This window comes from Candidatus Nomurabacteria bacterium, assembly GCA_020632075.1.
Lineage (GTDB): Bacteria > Patescibacteriota > Minisyncoccia > Phycocordibacterales > UBA918 > OLB19.
The window spans coordinates 689,581-707,196 of the sequence record JACKGH010000001.1 but is presented as its reverse complement, the minus strand read 5'-3'; the positions used below and the strand labels follow the sequence as shown (position 1 = coordinate 707,196).

Annotated in this window: 20 protein-coding genes and 1 tRNA gene; 16 read left to right on the top strand and 5 right to left on the bottom strand. The window is 48.5% G+C overall.

The window, feature by feature from the left end; all coding sequences use genetic code 11:
• Positions 1-70 precede the first annotated feature (70 nt).
• Positions 71-1,150 carry a metallophosphoesterase gene (locus H6786_03335; GenBank protein ID MCB9816405.1) on the top strand — a complete coding sequence of 360 codons (1,080 nt, stop codon included), beginning with the start codon at positions 71-73 and terminating at the stop codon, positions 1,148-1,150.
• Between the two features lie 371 nt (positions 1,151-1,521).
• On the top strand, positions 1,522-2,235 hold the full coding sequence (locus tag H6786_03330) for a hypothetical protein (protein MCB9816404.1): 714 nt from the start codon (positions 1,522-1,524) through the stop codon (positions 2,233-2,235).
• A 58-nt stretch (positions 2,236-2,293) separates the two neighbouring features.
• On the opposite strand, the gene H6786_03325 is transcribed toward H6786_03330, so the two are convergent.
• The 3 genes from H6786_03325 to H6786_03315 form a co-directional block, all read right to left on the bottom strand.
• On the bottom strand, positions 2,294-3,463 hold the full coding sequence (locus H6786_03325; GenBank protein MCB9816403.1) for a hypothetical protein: 1,170 nt from the start codon (positions 3,461-3,463) through the stop codon (positions 2,294-2,296).
• 237 nt (positions 3,464-3,700) lie between these two features.
• Positions 3,701-4,051, bottom strand: coding sequence for a hypothetical protein (locus tag H6786_03320; GenBank protein MCB9816402.1), 351 nt, complete (start codon positions 4,049-4,051; stop codon positions 3,701-3,703).
• Between the two features lie 20 nt (positions 4,052-4,071).
• The gene (locus H6786_03315) at positions 4,072-4,404 is read right to left on the bottom strand and encodes a hypothetical protein (GenBank protein ID MCB9816401.1); all 333 of its coding nucleotides are present in this window, start codon (positions 4,402-4,404) and stop codon (positions 4,072-4,074) included.
• Positions 4,405-4,718: 314 nt separating this feature from the next.
• On the opposite strand from H6786_03315, the gene H6786_03310 reads away from it, so the two are divergent.
• Positions 4,719-5,336: a DUF3800 domain-containing protein gene (locus tag H6786_03310; GenBank protein MCB9816400.1), complete on the top strand. Its 618-nt coding sequence runs from the start codon at positions 4,719-4,721 to the stop codon at positions 5,334-5,336.
• A gap of 229 nt (positions 5,337-5,565) precedes the next feature.
• Here H6786_03310 and H6786_03305 read toward each other — a convergent pair.
• Positions 5,566-5,637, bottom strand: a tRNA-His gene (locus H6786_03305).
• Between the two features lie 194 nt (positions 5,638-5,831).
• On the opposite strand from H6786_03305, the gene H6786_03300 reads away from it, so the two are divergent.
• From H6786_03300 to H6786_03250, 11 genes are all read left to right on the top strand, one after another.
• The gene (locus H6786_03300; GenBank protein ID MCB9816399.1) at positions 5,832-6,971 is read left to right on the top strand and encodes a YibE/F family protein; all 1,140 of its coding nucleotides are present in this window, start codon (positions 5,832-5,834) and stop codon (positions 6,969-6,971) included.
• Between the two features lie 47 nt (positions 6,972-7,018).
• A complete protein-coding gene (gene mscL / locus H6786_03295; GenBank protein MCB9816398.1) occupies positions 7,019-7,411 on the top strand; it encodes a large-conductance mechanosensitive channel protein MscL in 393 nt (130 codons plus the stop codon).
• 505 nt (positions 7,412-7,916) lie between these two features.
• Positions 7,917-9,230: a ribonucleotide-diphosphate reductase subunit beta gene (locus H6786_03290; protein MCB9816397.1), complete on the top strand. Its 1,314-nt coding sequence runs from the start codon at positions 7,917-7,919 to the stop codon at positions 9,228-9,230.
• A 50-nt stretch (positions 9,231-9,280) separates the two neighbouring features.
• The gene (locus H6786_03285; GenBank protein ID MCB9816396.1) at positions 9,281-10,975 is read left to right on the top strand and encodes a ribonucleoside-diphosphate reductase subunit alpha; all 1,695 of its coding nucleotides are present in this window, start codon (positions 9,281-9,283) and stop codon (positions 10,973-10,975) included.
• A gap of 149 nt (positions 10,976-11,124) precedes the next feature.
• Complete coding sequence (locus H6786_03280; protein MCB9816395.1) at positions 11,125-11,508, top strand: pyridoxamine 5'-phosphate oxidase family protein; 384 nt, start codon at positions 11,125-11,127, stop codon at positions 11,506-11,508.
• 206 nt (positions 11,509-11,714) lie between these two features.
• A complete protein-coding gene (locus H6786_03275) occupies positions 11,715-12,659 on the top strand; it encodes a matrixin family metalloprotease (GenBank protein MCB9816394.1) in 945 nt (314 codons plus the stop codon).
• Positions 12,660-12,670: 11 nt separating this feature from the next.
• Complete coding sequence (locus H6786_03270) at positions 12,671-13,465, top strand: SIMPL domain-containing protein (protein MCB9816393.1); 795 nt, start codon at positions 12,671-12,673, stop codon at positions 13,463-13,465.
• 128 nt (positions 13,466-13,593) lie between these two features.
• Entirely contained in the window at positions 13,594-13,776 is a 183-nt protein-coding gene (gene secE / locus H6786_03265) for a preprotein translocase subunit SecE (protein MCB9816392.1), read from the top strand.
• A gap of 7 nt (positions 13,777-13,783) precedes the next feature.
• The gene (nusG, locus tag H6786_03260) at positions 13,784-14,329 is read left to right on the top strand and encodes a transcription termination/antitermination factor NusG (protein ID MCB9816391.1); all 546 of its coding nucleotides are present in this window, start codon (positions 13,784-13,786) and stop codon (positions 14,327-14,329) included.
• Between the two features lie 126 nt (positions 14,330-14,455).
• Positions 14,456-14,881, top strand: coding sequence for a 50S ribosomal protein L11 (rplK, locus tag H6786_03255; protein ID MCB9816390.1), 426 nt, complete (start codon positions 14,456-14,458; stop codon positions 14,879-14,881).
• Positions 14,882-14,958: 77 nt separating this feature from the next.
• On the top strand, positions 14,959-15,669 hold the full coding sequence (locus H6786_03250; protein MCB9816389.1) for a coenzyme F420-0:L-glutamate ligase: 711 nt from the start codon (positions 14,959-14,961) through the stop codon (positions 15,667-15,669).
• Here H6786_03250 and H6786_03245 read toward each other — a convergent pair.
• Positions 15,648-16,160: a dihydrofolate reductase gene (locus H6786_03245; protein ID MCB9816388.1), complete on the bottom strand. Its 513-nt coding sequence runs from the start codon at positions 16,158-16,160 to the stop codon at positions 15,648-15,650. The genes H6786_03250 and H6786_03245 overlap by 22 nt on opposite strands.
• A 91-nt stretch (positions 16,161-16,251) precedes the next feature.
• Between H6786_03245 and H6786_03240 the strand changes: the two genes are divergently transcribed.
• Positions 16,252-16,926 carry a CYTH domain-containing protein gene (locus H6786_03240; protein ID MCB9816387.1) on the top strand — a complete coding sequence of 225 codons (675 nt, stop codon included), beginning with the start codon at positions 16,252-16,254 and terminating at the stop codon, positions 16,924-16,926.
• Between the two features lie 132 nt (positions 16,927-17,058).
• Positions 17,059-17,616, top strand: a complete 558-nt coding sequence (dcd, locus tag H6786_03235) for a dCTP deaminase (protein MCB9816386.1) — start codon at positions 17,059-17,061, stop codon at positions 17,614-17,616.

Sequence of the window (17,616 nt, the reverse complement as noted above, 5' to 3'; positions counted from 1 at the left end):
AAGGAAGAAGGAAGGTTTAGTCTGACAAATTTATGTATTCAACTTTGGTAACACTGCGTATACTACTATCATGACCGGCATATTTTCCTTCATCATCTTTATCAGTATCGTGTGGGCGGTGATGTTCCTGATGCACGTGATCGCGTGGGTGCCGCTGTCGAGGGTGTTTGGACTGACGCTACCATACTGGCCGGTGTGGTTGGGGCTGTTGGCGTCGTCGTACCTGCTTGCGAGTGCAGCGGTGCGGACCATCGGCGGGCTCTGGGCCGACTACTTATACTTCGCCGCGGCGACGTGGCTCGGGGTGGTGTTCTTGCTGTTTTCGACGATGCTGGTGTATCAGCTCCAGTACATGGTGACCGGCTTTGAGTCGCGGGGAGTGGTGATCGGTTTGGTGGTGTTGGTCGCAGGTGCGTCGGTCCATGCGCTTTTTGCCGGACACGCGCTCACGACCAAGGAATACACCGTGGCAGTGGAGCATCTCGAGCAGCCGGTACGCATCGTGCATCTCGCCGATATCCATGTGGGGACGGTGCACCAGAGTGAGTACTTGCGCCGCGTGGTTGAAGCGACCAATGCCGCGAAGTCAGACTTGGTGCTGATCACGGGAGATCTCTTTGACGGCTCGGCGCCGATCGATACGAGTATCCTCGAGCCACTAAACGACCTTGAGGCGCCAAGCTATTTTTCTAATGGTAATCACGAAGAGTACGAAGGGCTGAAGCTAGTGGCCGACACAGTCGCACCGCTTGACCTCACTTTGCTCGCAAATGAGAAGATCGACTGGCAAGGCATCCAGCTCATCGGAGTGAATGACCGTCAGAGCCTCCGCGGTACATCGCTCGCCGAGGTACTCGACTCGCTCGAGCTTGCGCTAGGCATGCCGACTATTCTCATGTATCACTCACCAGCAGACTGGGCAGTAGCGAGGCAGAAGGGTGTCGGGCTGATGCTCTCTGGGCACACGCACAATGGCCAGATCTGGCCGTTTACCTTGCTTGTGAAGCTCGCATTTCCATATATCAATGGCCTCAACACCGAGGAAGGAAAGTCGCTCCATGTCACACCCGGCACCGGGACCTGGGGTCCGCCAATGCGGCTTGGCTCAAGGAATCAGGTAACGGTGCTGAACTTGGTGCCGGCGGAATAGTGATGAAATATTTTTGCGAGTGAAGAGTAGTAACAAGTGAGCAGGGGTGAGGCAGACCTGCCCGCAGCACCAAGCAAGCATTATATGCAATCGTTGCTACTTTAGGTACACGATACCAATCACAATATCTAGCTTGCATCATACGTATTGCTGCGGTACGCCTCTTTCATCAGTGGTCCTGAGTATGCTCAGCTGTCAGCTGATCGAAATTACTTGAACGTTAGAAAATCACCGCGTAAGCGGTGGTTTTTGGTTATGTCTCCTCGATCCCTTCAGTAAAGGCTTGGTTGGAAGAGTATTGACGTATAACATTTTCGTGTTATTCTTGCATCAGTTTTTTGTGACTCACCATAAAGCCAAAAGGAGGCTGTATGAGTTTGTTTGAAGGTCTGCTGAGTATTGAATTTGTGCGGGAGCTGCTGTTGAGTGTCGCCAAGTCCGTACCTTCGGCGCTGATGGTCTTGGTACCAATTCTCTTGTTGTATTTCCGAGACAGGAAAAAATTCAAGAATGGTGACATGACGGACGTCGTCTTGATGGTCTCGAACTACTTCGAACCAACCGACGACGGGCGAGTGCTCATGAAACCTCGGACTGTCGTGGCATCACGACCGATCGCTCAGGTGTTTCCGAACCCGATCCTTGCGAAAGCTGTTGCAGCTGCCGCGAAGTGCTCAAGCACCGACAACGCAGATGATACGTTCATCGATCTTGCGCTTGATGTACAGCAACGAACACTCGGCAAAAAAGTGGTCGACAACTGTTCGACCCTGACGGCTGAAGGTCACTTGCGCCGAATGCATCAGTTGCCGGTTATTCACAAGGAATCATACGCGTGTATCACGCTGGCACGAGAAGGAGACTTCAAGACAATCCGGATCGATCTGATCGCAAAAGACGATCTGCGGAAGTTCCTCGATCCGGCATATCGCCGCCGGCTGCGTGCACGGGAGAATGAGCAGTCACATGACGATATGGCAGCGGTCTTCGAGATCTGTGCTCGCGAGGTATTTGATCCGGATGATCCGAGCGTCACGCGACAGAGCAATCGTGCCTTCCGGGTTTCGATGCAGTTCGTACCCTAGATGTTCAACAAGTAAAATGCCCCACAGCTTTTCAGCTGTGGGCTTTTTTAGAAGACGATCATTTTAAGTAAAAAACAGAAGCGACCATACCAAGCATCGACCAGTCAACATTGGTACTATCAAGTAGTTCGCCGTAGGTCATGACGATCGCACGGGTGTATTCAGTGTCTGCTGCAACTCCGCGTACCACATGGGCGTTCTTGGCAACTTCCTCCATCTCAGCTGGTGACAACTCAGCACTGAATAGATGTGCTCGGTGGGCCAGGGCGGTTGCGGCTATCTGCCGTGTTTGGTGGGTGACGAAACGGTCGGGAGGTAGGTGTAGTCCTACTTCCTCATGACATTCTTCGATAGCGATCTCAAGTGGATCTTGTTCTGCTTTCCACGAAGAGCCACCTGGCAGTTCGAGCACATAACCTGCACCATTAGAAACCGGGCTGCGAAATTCTTTCACGACCACTATGCGACTGTCGCGAATCGGAGTGCGTCGTTCGTATAATAGTATGGTCGATATATCGGGGCGGGCGATCACCACTTCGCAGGTCTTGTGACGGTCTTCAGTACTGATGTAGATATCGACGGTGAGGATCCAGAAAAAGAGCACTGGTATTTCGTTGTTCGTGCGGAAGACCCACTCAACCTTTGCGTCATCGAGCCGATTCCCGACGTCGATCAGATTCATGTACCAACTCTCGAATGATGGCGTGCGCCAAATGTGTAGTGGTACAGATCGTTCACCAGTTTGGCGAGTGGTGTTACTCGTGTCGCCGAGCTTTTTGATCGCCGCAGCACAAGTGGCTTGCAGGGTGTCGTGGGTCGGGATGTGTAGTTTATCGGCGTAGTAGCGTTGATACCGAACCTTCGGTGCGTTGGGAGGGGTGCCAAGTACCAGCTTCATTGGGTCCTTCGCTTTCCAGAACCCCCACTCATCGTTGGTGGTGAAGGCAGGCATCTCAGCTAGATCACGCGGTATCCAGAAGAGGATGACATCAGAAAAGTGTAGGCACATTTCTTCCCATTCGATCTGGTCGATGTAATCATGCTGCCAGGTTCCGTTCTCATCTTCGGGGACAAACACCACGCCATCGTAGCCAAGGTGCTCAAGATACTGCAATGCATCTGGGCGCCATGAAGGCACGGTAGTCTCTGCTCGTGGTGTTGGTCCAGCCAAGAAGATGGCTGATGACCACGACTCCGGTGGGGTTTGATTTGCGTAAACGACTTTCATTGCTGTGTTTCAAAACAATAGTACATTAGTGTCTTTTTGTAAAAACAAGAGCGCCAAATGGCGCTCTGAAGATCGAGTCAGGCAACTTCGATCTGATATCCTCCCGTTTTCTTTGAGAGGTCGAAGTTTGAGGAGATGACAGTGGGGTAGTTGGAGGAGGCTCGGATTATTATGAAATAAAAAAAGCCACCCTTTCACAGAAACGAAAAGGGTGGCTATTAGTCACGCAGGGCTGATCTACTGTCTCGAAGACCAAAATCCCTGTGCTGGATTGAATGGGGACACGAAGCATTCCACCAGTTCCGTATCGGGGTACTGAGAGTGTACCGCTTCGCCGATACGGGCTGCGAGCTGATTGCGGACTTCTTCGGTACGCTCGGGTTTGTCGTAGAGGCCAGTGACCTCCACAATGATCTCGGTGCCAAGCCCGTATTTCATCATGTCAGTGGGGAAGAGGCAGGTGATGTCTTTCTCATCACTCACGCCAATCTCGGGTACACTCGCGACTGCACGCACGATACCCTGATGGAGCTCGTTGAGCTTTGCTTCTTCCGATTCAGGAAGACACCATACTTTGATCACGGGCATCTTATTGCCTCCTTCAGGGTTTAGGTGGTTGCGTATCCCATATCGACCAGATCGACCTCTACAGCGATCTTGAGTGTGTGTTCGATTCTACGCCTGCGCAGGAACTTAACAACACCTTCTTTGATCGCCTCAGCCATCTCGTCGATACGAGCCAAGCGCTCTTCAAAACGATGGGCACGCACAGTGATTTGCAACCCGTTTGTGTTACGGGCGTACTTTGAGTACGGTTGAGCGTCAAAGAGTATCTCTTGCTCACTCACGCCGCCGTCGTGCAGCTCACGGCCGGGAATGTTCATTTGTTCTGCTACAATCCTCGGCAGGTTCTCTGCAAGTGTATCGAGTAATATTTTCATACCGACCTCTTTACGGTCATGGTATTGCAGGAGTACGGTTGGCATTTTGCTCACCCCCAGATTTCGTTGAACTTGTTTGGTCAAATGCGACCGAAAGCTGGTTGAACAATATAAGAAAATTTCTATTTGTAAATACTTGGTTCCACTACTGACAGTAGGCACAAATAAAAAGCATTGAAAATAAAAGAGATTTTATGATGGGCGACGTCGTAGAGGACGTTCGAACTGTGTTTGAGACCAAGAACGATACGACTATCTTTATTCCTGAATTCACAAGGTTTGATTTATCTCACCCATAAGATTATTATCTGGTGGTGAGAACATTCTATGTAGATGAATCTGGTGATCTGGGTCCCCAAAGTAAAAACAGATACTTTGTTATTTCAGCCGTTGAGGTGACTGGAAAAAATAGGATAAAAAATTTCCTAAAGGAATATCTGAAAAATAATTCTTTAGAAGAAATAAAGGCATCAAAGTTGTCTTTCCCAGAGAGGCAAGTGTTCCTAAACACGCTCACTAAAACAAACGACCATAAAGTTCACTATCTGGTGTTAGACAAGGAACAGATATGGAAAAGAGGTCTTTTTGAAGACAAAAACACATTATTTAACTACATGTGTGGTTTTTTGTTTGAGGAGATTTTCAATGGTAATACCGAAGATATTTGCATATTTTTTGATGACAGAACAGTTAAGGTTACAACACAGCATAATTTACAAAACTACCTTAGACTTAGAATAGAGAAAGAGCAGTATCCGTTCAAATTGCAACATCTTAGCTATAATGATTCGAAACAAATTAGGCTTATACAGTTGGCAGATTTTTATGCAAATACAATTTTCCAAAGATACAAATACGGGAAAACAAATTTGTATAAAAGTATAAACATTGCTACGTCAGTGAAGTTCCCTAGAAAGAATTTTGGACAGTAGAACGAAGAAAAGCCCCGTAGGGCTTTCTTCATGACACCTCATGTTTCGATGCCGGAACAACGACACTTACTCGCATTGAGCTCCACACAAGATTTACGTCATTAATTACACTATACCAGCTTTTCTTAAAATAGGAATACCTAAGCAGGGAGTAGACTATGTTTAACCTAGTTCGATCCTCTCAGTAGGGTATCCAGAAAAGCTCTGTAAAATAATCTTCAAAATGCTGGGCGGCTACCGGGAATCGAACCCGAACTTTCGGTACCACAAACCGATGCACTAACCGTTATACTATAGCCGCCAGGTGCCGAGGCCGGCGGCGGAGAGCGGAGGCTCCCACTCGCCGCCGGCCGTGGTGGCAGTATTTATACCTATTTTTTCGGCAAAAGTCGAGGGCTCGTTATAGTACCTCGGGTATACTACTCAGTATGGATCAGCCATCATTGCTAGTAACCCTCTTTTTCACCTTCGTGCTTGGCGCCGGAGTTGGTTTTTATGTGGCAAAACTCATTTTCTAAATGGTGCATACTACTTTTCCTGTGGCTGCCGTTTGGTGCTGATGCACAGGAAGTGCATCAAGATTTCAAAGAACAGGTGCGAGCAGATGTGCTTGAGATCGTCAGTGAGCATGAACGTGAGATCACGGGTACGGATGCATTTGCAACCGTCCAGGAAGTACGTGCAGTACTGCGTGAAGGTGAACGAGCTGGGGAAGTGGTGCGTTTTGAGCATGAGTTTGTGCCGCTTGAAGCCGGGGATCATATCTTTGTGAATCGTACCGTGACCATTTCCGGTGATGAGTATATTACCTACGCAGACTTTGAACGGCGGCCAGTCTTGGCAATTTTGGCTGGTTTGTTTGTGATTTTGCTGCTTGTCTTGGCGCGGTGGCAGGGAGTGCGAGCGCTGCTATCGCTCGCAGCGAGCATCTTTGCGATCTTCTTCCTGCTTATGCCAGCGCTTTTGGCAGGGTACGATCCTGTGCTCGCGAGCGTGGTCATTGCCGGCGGCATTCTCGCGCTGGTGCTTTTCGGGACACATGGCTTTACACCACGCTCGATCATTGCGTTTGTGGGTACATTTAGTGCGGTGGTGGTCACGTGTCTCATTGCGTGGCTCTCTACCACGACCATGCGCTTGTCTGGTTTTGGTTCAGATGCATCGGTGTACTTAAACTTCGCCACTAATGGTTCACTTGATCTCGCCGGATTGCTTCTTGGGAGCATCATCATCGGTATCTTGGGTGTCCTTGATGATGTGTCGATCACGCAGGCGTCAGTGGTTGAACAGTTGAAACACGCTAATCCAGCATTTCAGTTCAGTGATCTATATCAGCGGGCGATCACCGTTGGTCGTGATCATATTGGATCGCTCGTAAATACGCTCGCGCTGGCGTATGTTGGGGTGTCACTGCCACTCATACTATTGTATGTGCGCGCTGAGAGTTCACTTCTGCTTTCGGTCAATCAAGAAGTGGTGGCGGCTGAGATCGTGCGCATTTTGGTAGGTAGTATTGGTTTGATGCTTGCAGTGCCTGCTACTACCGCAGTAGCTGCCTGGTACTTCAGCAAGCATAAAGTTGACGAAGAGCCCGAAACATCGCCCTGCGCACACGGACATGGTCACAGTCACTAAAAACTGAGCTATACTTTTATATATTTAGTAACGTAAGGTAAATACGTATGAAGGGATTTATTAATGAATTCAAGGCTTTTGCCATGAAGGGCAATGTGGTCGATCTAGCTGTTGCAGTCGTTATTGGTGCTGCATTTGGCAAGATCGTGTCTGCACTTGTCGACAGTATCATTATGCCGCTTGTTGGAGTGCTCCTTGGAGGCAAGGACTTCTCTGGCATGTCAGTTATGGTGGGGGATGCGACCGTTGCGTACGGAGCATTCATTCAGTCTGTAGTTGATTTTATCATCATCGCACTTGCGATCTTTGTTGTGGTGAAGGCTATTAATAAGGCACAGGGTGCTATGGAAGAAGAAAAGGCACCAGAACCAGAGAAGCCAGCGGAACCGTCTGAAGAGGTGAAGCTACTTCGTGAGATCCGCGATAGTTTGAAGCGATAAATGCTCTTCGTTGAGAAACTGGTGGCCCTTCGGGCCCGCCGGTTTTACATTTCCCTTGTAAAAAATGGTATCTACAAACGTATTGTCAAGAAAACTCATGAATGTGAAACAAAATAAATCGCCTGTATATATTGGCAAAAGTGTATTCATAATTTCTATTTTTGCTGTGCACTAGTTATCCACAGATTCTAGCGCGCAACCGCGAAAATACCCTTATTTATCGGTGTGTCAGTCTCTGATGAAAAACGTATAGGGTGGTAAGATGGGGTAACCACACGAAGTATCGTGTGTCGGAGGTAAGACACACCGACTCCTCTTAAGCCAAGAAGAGTTCATGAGCCATAAAAATACATGGCGGTGTGTTTGTCGCGACCTTGATTGCGCGTGGACCTAATTGATCAGTTGGTACATACCGACTGGTGTTGTCTTCCACCAATTATGCCTGTCCGCAATCATCCGAAAAAGTGATTACTCGTAACCAACACGAAATTAGTTAAGATTTGCTATGGAGATCCAAAATATCCGAAAGCGTGACGGCTCGATCCAACCTTTTGATATCGTAAAAATTGAAAATGCGATAGCTAAGGCCCTGGCAGAGACCGGGGAAGGGAATCGAGACGCTGCTAAAGATGTCGCGGAGTTGGCCCATCAAAAAGTAGTCGCGATGTGTGTGCAGGCTGGTACTGCCGCACCCGATGACCCACTCGCCAAGAAGTGTATCGATGGTAATCCTGCTGTGGAAGAGATCCAGGATCTGGTTGAACAGGCCCTGATGGAAAAGGATTACTATGATACTGCTAAGGCATACATCATTTACCGTAACGAGCGCAAAAAAATGCGCGAACGGGATATTTTTGCCAAGCGGCAAAACCTCAAGCCGTATGAATATCCTGAGCTGTACGAATACGTAGATGCCATTCGGCACTCTTACTGGCTTCACACTGAATTCAATTTCACCTCCGATATCCAAGATTTTCATGTGAATGTCACTCCGGCAGAACAAAATGCCATCCGCAATTCTATGCTTGCGATTGCGCAGATCGAGGTTGCTGTGAAGACCTTCTGGGGCGATATCTACAAGAAGCTGCCAAAGCCAGAGATCGGTGCAGTTGGTGCTACCTTCGCAGAGTCTGAGGTTCGTCACACCGATGCCTACTCACACCTCTTGGAGATCCTTGGTCTCAACGATGAGTTCAAGAAGATCAAAGACATTCCAGTCATTCAGAATCGAATGGATTACTTGGAAAAGGTGATCGAGCTCTCAAAGAATAGTGAAAACCGGGAATATGCTCATGCGATCCTGCTCTTTGCACTGTTTGTTGAGCATGTATCGCTTTTCTCACAGTTCCTCATCATGATGAGCTTCAACAAGCACAAGAACTTGTTCAAGGGTATCAGTAACGCAGTGGAAGCAACCTCAAAGGAAGAGCAAATTCATGGTCTCTTTGGAATTGATGTGATCAATATCATCAAGAAGGAGCATCCAGAATGGTTTGATGAAAAGTGCACCAAGACCCTGATCAAGGCATGTGAAGACGCATATGAAGCAGAGGAAGCGATTATTGACTGGATCTTCGAACAAGGCGAACTCGACTTTATGCCTGCTGCAAATGTAAAGGAGTTTGTGAAGAATCGTCTCAATAATTCATTGGTTGCGATTGGTTTGCCACGCATCTTCGAGGTAAGCGAGGCGCTGCTCGATGAGACTGACTGGTTCGACAACGAAGTGATCGCAACCAAGCATGTCGACTTCTTCCACAAGCGTTCGATCAATTACAACAAACGATCAGCGAGTGTCACTAGTGATGACCTCTTCTAGGTCTTGTATACTGTCGCAACTTTAGTAACGAATAAATTTTCTGTACATCTATGGAACCCTGGTACTGGCTGAACGAAAATAGTCGCGCGTTTTTAGCCCGAGGATATTTAGCCGAAGGCCAAACGGCAGAGGATCGCATCAAGGTGATCGCTGACAAAGCTGAAGAGATTCTTGGACGCAAAGGTTTTGCGGACAAATTCTACGAATATATGTCGAAGGGATGGATCTCACTCGCATCGCCAGTGTGGTCTAACTTCGGTATTGATAAAGGTCTGCCGATCAGTTGTTTCGGTTCATACGTCGACGACAATATGGGTAGCATCCTCTTTACCAATGCTGAGGTGGGCATGATGAGTAAGTTTGGTGGCGGTTGTTCTGGGTACTTCGGTGCAGTGCGCGAGCGTGGTGCTGGTATCTCTGGTGGCAATGGCCACTCGTCTGGTTCAGTACACTTCATGCAGCTCTTCGAGACACTCGTGGACGTGGTGAGTCAAGGTTCAGTACGCCGTGGGCACTTCTCGCCGTACTTGCCAGCTGAACATCCAGATATTATGGAGTTCCTTGATATTGGTACCGAAGGTAATCCGATCCAGAAACTCACCCACGGGGTCACGGTAGGGGACAAGTGGATGGAAGAAATGATCGACGGCGATGAGGACAAGCGCAAGATCTGGGCTCGTATCATTCAGCGTCGTGGTGAAATGGGGTATCCATACATCATGTATACCGACAACGCCAACAAGGTGCGGCCGGAAGTATATAAAGATAAAGACCTCAAGATCTACGCCTCAAACATGTGTAGCGAGATCATGCTCCCAAGCAAGGAAGATTGGTCATTCGTGTGCTGTCTCTCGTCAGTCAACTTGCTGCACTACCACGATTGGAAAGATACTGATCTGATTGAGACCATGATCGCGTTCCTTGATGCAGTAATGGAAGACTTTATTTTGAAGCTTGAGGCGATGCGTGATAGTGAGGATCCGGAGAAGCGACGAGCGTTTGAATTCATGTCACGCGCGCACGCCTTTGCAAAAGCAAACCGCGCGCTTGGACTCGGGGTACTTGGGTACCACTCACTCCTCCAGGCAAAGAACTTGCCGTTTGAGAGTGATGAGGCAGCTGAACTCAACAAAGAAGTCTTCAAGCTTATGTTTGAAAAAGCAGAAGCAGCTACTAAGGAACTTGCAAAAGAGCTTGGTGAGCCAGAGATCCTCAAGGGATACGGACGTCGCAATACGACTCTCTTGGCGATCGCACCGACGACTTCTTCTGCATTTATTCTCGGACAGGTATCACAGGGAATCGAACCGATCTGGTCTAACTGCTACGTGAAGGACGTAGCGAAGATGAAGGTAACGATCAAAAATCCAAACCTCCAGAAGTTGCTCGCAGAAAAGGAGCAGGACGTGAAGCACGTCTGGGATAGTATCCGCGACAATGACGGATCAGTGCAGCATCTTGATTTCTTGAGCGAGGAAGAGAAGGCGGTGTACCGTACGTTCCCTGAAATCCACCAGGGTAAGATCATTGATCAGGCAGGGGATCGACAGCAGTACATCGACCAAGGGCAGTCACTCAACGTGATGGTGCCACCAGACATTCCAGCCAAGGATATCAATCAACTCTACATCAAGGCGTGGAAGCAAGGTGTAAAGAGTTTGTACTACCAACACTCAATGAACGCGGCACAGCAGATGGCGCGCAAGAAGTTGGCAGAGAAAGATCGAGAGAATTTGGAGAAGTAAGTATGATGTAAACACGGCGGCCCGAAGGGCCGCCGTGTTTTGCGTTGGATTCGTATGTTCTAGCAATTCGCCCTAGGGAAGGGGCGAATTGAGAACTAAATTCGTAATAGTCGCTTGCGCTCATTTACTCATTTAATACAATGTATCTAATGAAGAAAAAACTCCAAGAAGTGATCATGGGGGCGCAGTCGATGGTGTTGGCGACTACTGGTCCGCACGGGATCAATGTGGTGCCCGTCTCGGTGTGGCAGCTGATCGGAAATGAATTGTTTCTGTATGATTTTTTTATGCACAAGACCAAAGAAAATGTGCAGACCGACGAAGCGGTAGCAGTCGCCTGTTGGCGAGATTTTGTTGGCGTGCAACTGAAGGGGATTGCAACGTATGAAACACATGGGCCAGCCTATGAAGCAGCGATCATTCAAATGAAAGAGCGCTTTCCTGATCGAACCTTGCACGGGTTGATCCGAGTGACTTTGACTGAGGTGTACGATGTGGCGCCAGGAGCCAATACTGAAAATATCTTGGGGTAGCATGCAGTTGTGCACAGCTTTTTCCTTGTTGGATGCAAAATAAGGTACAATGTGAGCACGTAAGAGCTACGCTCTTGCGAACATGTTTCTATAACGAGCTTCACGCTCGCATAGCGGCGCCCACCAGGGACTACGTATCGCGACTACGCAGTCCCCGCTGGGCGCCGTTTGTATTTCTGCTTTTGATATGATTATGTAGGTAACCTATGCGTGTCCAATTTTTCATCGCACTCCTGATCGTCTTCTTTGGTGTGGGGGTGTACTGGTATCAGTCAGCAGCGGCAGTGTGCCCGGTGCCGCTTTCCTATCGACTGGGGACACTCGATCCATCGTTTGAGTTGTCTGAAGAAGCTGCTTTGACGCAGATAGCTGCTGCCGAAGCTGTGTGGGAAGAAGCGGTAGGGCGAGACTTGTTCCAGTATGATCCTAGTGCGGCCTTTCCGGTAAACTTTGTATTTGATGAGCGACAGGCGGCAGCTGATTCAGAAGCGGCACAACGAGCAGCGCTCGATGCACAACGGGAGAAGAATGATGAGGTCTTGGCGACCGTCGCACAGCTACAGTCTGAATATGAGTCGCTAAAGAAAAATTACGAGAATCGAGCGGCTGAGTATGAGTCGCGCCTGGCTCGTTACAATGCTGAAGTAACGAAGTATAACGATCGTGGGGGAGCGCCGCCAGAGGTATTCGAGACGCTTGAGGAGGAACGTGTTGCATTAAGTAAATCTGCTGATCAGTTGTCTACCACTGCAACCGAACTAAACTCACTTGCAAATCGTATCAATGAGCTTAGTGAACGAGGGAATCAGCTTGTCTCTTCGTACAATCAGGGCGTTGCTCGGTACAATCAGCAATTCGGATTTGAGCGAGAATTCACGCAAGGAGACTATCAGCTTGATGAAATAAACATCTACAAGTTCTCATCAGAAGCTGAGCTGGTGACGGTGTTGGCACATGAATTTGGCCATGCACTTGGTATCGATCATGTTGAAGGAGAGTCATCCCTCATGTACTATTTACTTGAAGAAAATAGCTCGACACCGACCTTGTCGGCAGATGATCTGGCAGCATACTATACAGTATGTGGGTATGAAGAATCGTTTGGCCAATCAGTGCGGCGAGTGATCAGGGAGAAGTTAGCAGCATTTTAAATTTTATCTGTATGAACGATGGTTTTTTTAACGCAATGCATACTCGTGTATTAGGTATGCTTGTGTTGCTTATGGCAGTGCTTGCATTGTTTTCGTATGCAATACTGAACTTTGCAAAAGTTGATTTCTTGAATCCAGCCCCGGCTACTATTCAGGTGATGGGTGAGGGTGAGGTTGAAGCGAAGCCAGATCTTGGCCAGTTTACTTTTTCAGTCACTGCTCAAGGAGAGACAGCTGCTGAAGCACAAGAAATTTCTGGTACAAAAATCAATGATATTTTGGCTTACCTGCGGGAGCAAGAAATTGAGGATAAGGATGTTAAGGTACAAAACTACAATTTGTACCCTCGCTGGCGCTATGAAGAACGTTTGTGTCCAGTTGGATCATATTGTCCTCCAGGTGAGCGCGTAGAAGATGGGTATGAGGCGACTCAGTCAGTAACAGTTAGAGTTCGTCAGACCGATAAGGCTGGTGCGCTCATCGCTGGTGTTGGTGAACGTGGAGCTACTAACATTAGTGATTTACGATTCACAATCGATGAGCCAGAAGCGATCCAAGCAGAAGCACGAGCACTTGCTATTGCTGATGCGCAAGCAAAGGCAGAAGTATTAGCGGCTCAGCTTGGGGTAGAGATCGTACGATTGTCTGGCTACTCTGAGAATGGTGGATATGCGCCGATGTTCTACCAGTCACGCGCAATGGCTATGGATGATATGGCGGAAGAGGCTGGTTTTGGTGGGGCTGAGATGCCGGTTGGGGAAGAGACTACGACTGCTCAGGTGACCTTGGTGTACCAGGTTCGGTAAATTGGGGTGAAAAGTAAAGGGCCGGCAGCTTCGCTGCCGGCCCTTTACTTTTTCTCCATTCGGAGTATGATAATGCGTAATAGAGCCCCGGGAGGGGTTTTAAATTTGGCAAAATTAATCATCTTTACATGTCTTCACTTATTCAATATTTTCGCAATACCGCAGCTGAACTCAAGCAGGTATCGTGGCCAACTCAGCACCAGGCAATGATGTACACCATTTTGGTGATCATCATCTCTGTTGCAGTGTCACTCTTTACTGGCGCATTCGATTTCATCTTCTCAGAATTGGTGAAGATGGTTGTTAACTAGTTTTCATATGGCTAAACAACAGAACACTGGTGAGCGTCACTGGTACGCCATTCACACATACTCTGGGTACGAGAATGCGGTAGCGCGTAACCTCAAGCAGCGTATTGATTCGCTCAACATGAACGACAAGATCTTCGCCGTGGTGGTGCCAACCGAAAAGAAGATCCGTGTGAAGGGAGGGAAGCGAGTGACCGAAGAAGAGCGCATCTACCCTGGATACGTACTCGTAGACATGATCGTAGACGATGAATCGTGGTTCGTGGTTCGAAACACTCCTCGCGTAACCGGATTCGTTGGTAGTGGTACCCAGCCAGTGCCACTCTCAGAAGCTGAGTACAACTCACTCATGCGCCAGATGGAAAGTGATACGGTGAAACATAAGGTAGATCTTTCAATTGGTGACCTCGTACTGATCGCTGATGGTCCATTTAAAGATCTGGAAGGGAAGGTCGGTGAGGTTGATGAAGCAAGTGGAAAGGTGAAGGTGCTCGTGAGCATGTTTGGTCGCGAGACGCCAGTTGAATTAGACTTTTTGCAGGTTAAGCGAGTGTAACTAACACTTCAGAGAAAAGCCCGTTTTGCTTGCAAAACGGGCTTTTCTCTTGTATTCTACGCGGGCTTCTAAATGAGTGTGGTTATGGAACATGCTCGTTACCAAAAGTTTTAACGTAAAAACAAAATGGCAAAACAGCTAATCAAGCAGGTAAAAGTGCAGGCGATTGGTGGAAAGGCTACGCCAGCTCCACCACTTGGTCCGGTACTTGGTCAGGCGGGTATCAACATCGGTGAATTCGTAAACCAGTTCAATGAGCAAACTCGTGAGCGTATGGGCGAAGTGGTCCCTTGTGTGATCAATGTCTATGACGATCGAAGTTTTGATTTCGTGGTAAAGGTATCACCAATGTCACGCCTTATCCTTAAGAAGATCGGCAAGCAGAGCGGTTCTGGAAAGAACACTGTCTCTCAGGCTGGTACGATCACCAAAGCGCAAGTGCGTGAGGTGGCAGAGGAAAAGATGCCAGACCTCAACGCTGCTTCTATCGAAGCTGCAATGAAGACGGTAGAGGGTACTTGTTACTCAATGGGAGTAAAGGTGGTTGATTAATCATCTCTTCTCAAAAGCAAAAGGCCGGCGCTTCGCGCCGGCCTTTTGCTTTTCCCAAAACCCGCTATACTTGCCGGATGCAAATTATTGGTATCAAGACGCGAGTGCTCCAGCCACCCAAGGACGATCTGTTTTCGGTGCTTGATGAGAGCCTGACTGATGTCCAAGAAGGGGATGTTGTCTGTGTCTCTTCAAAAGTGGTTGCGATCAATGAAGGGCGTTGTGTGGCAAAGGAAGTGTTTGATAAGGAGGCACACATTGCCGCCGAAGCGCAGGTGATGATCCCTCGTCCGTACTGGCACGCGCCGCTCACGATCACCAATAATGTCTTTGTCTCAAGTGCAGGAGTGGATCAGAGCAATAGTGATGGCTACTATACGCTGCTACCTCAGGATCCCTTTGTGAGCGCAGAGGCGGTATATACGTATCTCAAGAAACGTTTCAATCTTAAGAACATTGGTGTGATCATTACCGACTCACGTTCTGAACCATGCCGCTTTGGCGCCGTTGGTGCTGCGATCGGCTTCTGGGGGGTCAGTCCGCTCCATGATCATATTGGTCGTGAAGACCTCTTCGGACGTAAGATACGAGTGGAGCGTTCGAATATCGTCGATGGTATTGCGGCTGCAGCAGTCGTGGTGATGGGAGAAGTCGATGAGTGCACGCCAGTGGCAATTGTGCGAGCAGTGCCGGATCTTAGATTCGCAGAAGGGAATCAGCGCGACCAGTTATTTTGCCCATTTGCGGAAGACACCTTTCGCGTGCTCTACGAAGACTTTCTGACGTAGTCTACCCACTGGTACGCAACTCCTTCAAACTCTTGTGCCGGGTGTTCGGTATCGATCTCAAATTCGTCCTCAAAAGCAGGGAAGAAGGCATCGCCTTCTTTTTCGTCTAAGTACCAAGTGATATGCAGTCGCGATGTTAGTGGCAGGGCTTGTTCATATAGCTGGGCGCCGCCACCGATATGGATCTCGGTTGGGTTCTCGGACTGAGCGACCTCAATTGCTTCCTCGAGCGAGTGGGCTACTTTGGCTCCTTCGTAATGATAGTCAGTGTCACGAGTGATCACAATGTTTGTTCTTCCAGGTAGTGGTTTCCCGAGAATTTCAAGAATAGACTCAAAGGTCTTGCGACCCATGATGATGGGGTGGCCCATGGTAAGTGTCTTGAAGCGTTTGAGGTCAGCGGGCACATGCCAGAGGAGCTGATTTTGATAGCCAATAGCACGATCTTTTTTGCTCATGCCGGAGACGATCACGATGGGTGCGGTTTGCATAGGGTGATTATGACACAGCTGCGGACGCTTGTCTTTTAGCGCGCTCTTTTTCGCCTGGTATAATGAACCCGCTAATTTCTATCTTTGCCCTATGTCACACTTTGAAATCGAGGTTAAGTCACTTCTTGGCGAAAAAGAGCGCGCCGACGCACTGAAGCAAAAGATGCAGGAGCTTGACCCGGCTTGTGCATGTGTATCGACCAACAAGCAGCTCAATCATTATTTTGAGGGCGGTGATATCAAGCAGTTGTTTGAAAAAGTACAGCATCTATTCACTGGTGAACAGCTTGAGAAGTTTGAGACGATCGCAGAGAGAGGTAGTGACTGTTCGGTACGTACCCGTCAGCGTGATAATGAGGTGTTGCTTGTGGTGAAGGCTTCGATCGATGGTGGGACAAGCTCAAACAGCATACAGCGCATGGAGTTTGAAGAACCAGTTTCGATCACCCTCGATGAGCTCGATGCTTTGGTGCAAGAGGCTGGCTATGTCTACCAAGCCAAGTGGTCGCGCGAACGAGAAGAGTACGCATACAAAGGAGCGAATGTGTGCATCGACCGTAATGCTGGCTACGGGTACCTGGCAGAGTTTGAAAAGATCGTGCCGGACGCGGGCGAGGCGGATGCGGTACGAAGTGAACTTGATAGTTTGATGGCAGAGCTCGAAGTTGAAGAGCTAAGTCAAAACCGCCTCGCCCGCATGTTCGACTTCTACAACCAAAACTGGCCCGACTACTACGGCACTGATAAGACCTTCATTGTTGAATGAGCAAACGAGCCGTAAGGCGACTATTGCGAATTTATGCAGGCGCTTAGCCAGATTTAGGACTTTTGTCCCAGTCCTAAATCTGGCTGTAGCGAGCTGCAAAGCAACTGAAAATTATTACTAAATCACTTTTATATGTTTCTTTCTGACGTCGATATCGTAAAAGCCGTTGAAGCAGAAGAGATCACACTCGAGCCGTTTGATAAGGCACGCTTGCAGCCAGCGAGTTATGACATTTTGCTCGGGAATAAGTTTGTGGTGAACGATGAACATGCCACGCACATGGTCGACCCAGCACGAAAGATCTACGCCAAGACACGTGAGATCGAAGTGGAAGATGGTGGTGAGTTTGTACTGCATCCTGGTGTGTCAGTGCTTGGTATCTCTAAAGAATACTTTGGTTCCAATCATTACCTCGTACAGGTGGGAGGGAAGTCTTCGCTCGCGCGCGTAGGACTTATGATCCACAACACGGCTGGTCTCATCAATCCCGGACATTTCCTTCACATCACCTTTGAACTCTGCAACCTCAACAACGTACCGATCATTTTGCGTCCGGGAATGGAGATCGCGCAGCTGACGTTTTCAAAACTTTCTAGCAAGCCAAATGGAAACTACGCCAACGAAGCACGAGGCAAGGATAATTGGGGGAGCAACTTTAGTGGCCGAGATTTAATGGATGATAAAAAATAG

What these genes read in the sequence shown, in the direction of transcription:
- H6786_03335 (MCB9816405.1), top strand. Translation starts at nt 71, where the DNA reads ATGACCGGCATATTTTCCTTCATCATCTTTATCAGTATCGTGTGGGCG.
- H6786_03330 (MCB9816404.1), top strand. Translation starts at nt 1,522, where the DNA reads ATGAGTTTGTTTGAAGGTCTGCTGAGTATTGAATTTGTGCGGGAGCTG.
- H6786_03325 (MCB9816403.1), bottom strand. Translation starts at nt 3,463, where the DNA reads ATGAAAGTCGTTTACGCAAATCAAACCCCACCGGAGTCGTGGTCATCA.
- H6786_03320 (MCB9816402.1), bottom strand. Translation starts at nt 4,051, where the DNA reads ATGCCCGTGATCAAAGTATGGTGTCTTCCTGAATCGGAAGAAGCAAAG.
- H6786_03315 (MCB9816401.1), bottom strand. Translation starts at nt 4,404, where the DNA reads ATGAAAATATTACTCGATACACTTGCAGAGAACCTGCCGAGGATTGTA.
- H6786_03300 (MCB9816399.1), top strand. Translation starts at nt 5,832, where the DNA reads ATGTGGCAAAACTCATTTTCTAAATGGTGCATACTACTTTTCCTGTGG.
- mscL (MCB9816398.1), top strand. Translation starts at nt 7,019, where the DNA reads ATGAAGGGATTTATTAATGAATTCAAGGCTTTTGCCATGAAGGGCAAT.
- H6786_03290 (MCB9816397.1), top strand. Translation starts at nt 7,917, where the DNA reads ATGGAGATCCAAAATATCCGAAAGCGTGACGGCTCGATCCAACCTTTT.
- H6786_03285 (MCB9816396.1), top strand. Translation starts at nt 9,281, where the DNA reads ATGGAACCCTGGTACTGGCTGAACGAAAATAGTCGCGCGTTTTTAGCC.
- H6786_03280 (MCB9816395.1), top strand. Translation starts at nt 11,125, where the DNA reads ATGAAGAAAAAACTCCAAGAAGTGATCATGGGGGCGCAGTCGATGGTG.
- H6786_03275 (MCB9816394.1), top strand. Translation starts at nt 11,715, where the DNA reads ATGCGTGTCCAATTTTTCATCGCACTCCTGATCGTCTTCTTTGGTGTG.
- H6786_03270 (MCB9816393.1), top strand. Translation starts at nt 12,671, where the DNA reads ATGAACGATGGTTTTTTTAACGCAATGCATACTCGTGTATTAGGTATG.
- secE (MCB9816392.1), top strand. Translation starts at nt 13,594, where the DNA reads ATGTCTTCACTTATTCAATATTTTCGCAATACCGCAGCTGAACTCAAG.
- nusG (MCB9816391.1), top strand. Translation starts at nt 13,784, where the DNA reads ATGGCTAAACAACAGAACACTGGTGAGCGTCACTGGTACGCCATTCAC.
- rplK (MCB9816390.1), top strand. Translation starts at nt 14,456, where the DNA reads ATGGCAAAACAGCTAATCAAGCAGGTAAAAGTGCAGGCGATTGGTGGA.
- H6786_03250 (MCB9816389.1), top strand. Translation starts at nt 14,959, where the DNA reads ATGCAAATTATTGGTATCAAGACGCGAGTGCTCCAGCCACCCAAGGAC.
- H6786_03245 (MCB9816388.1), bottom strand. Translation starts at nt 16,160, where the DNA reads ATGCAAACCGCACCCATCGTGATCGTCTCCGGCATGAGCAAAAAAGAT.
- H6786_03240 (MCB9816387.1), top strand. Translation starts at nt 16,252, where the DNA reads ATGTCACACTTTGAAATCGAGGTTAAGTCACTTCTTGGCGAAAAAGAG.
- dcd (MCB9816386.1), top strand. Translation starts at nt 17,059, where the DNA reads ATGTTTCTTTCTGACGTCGATATCGTAAAAGCCGTTGAAGCAGAAGAG.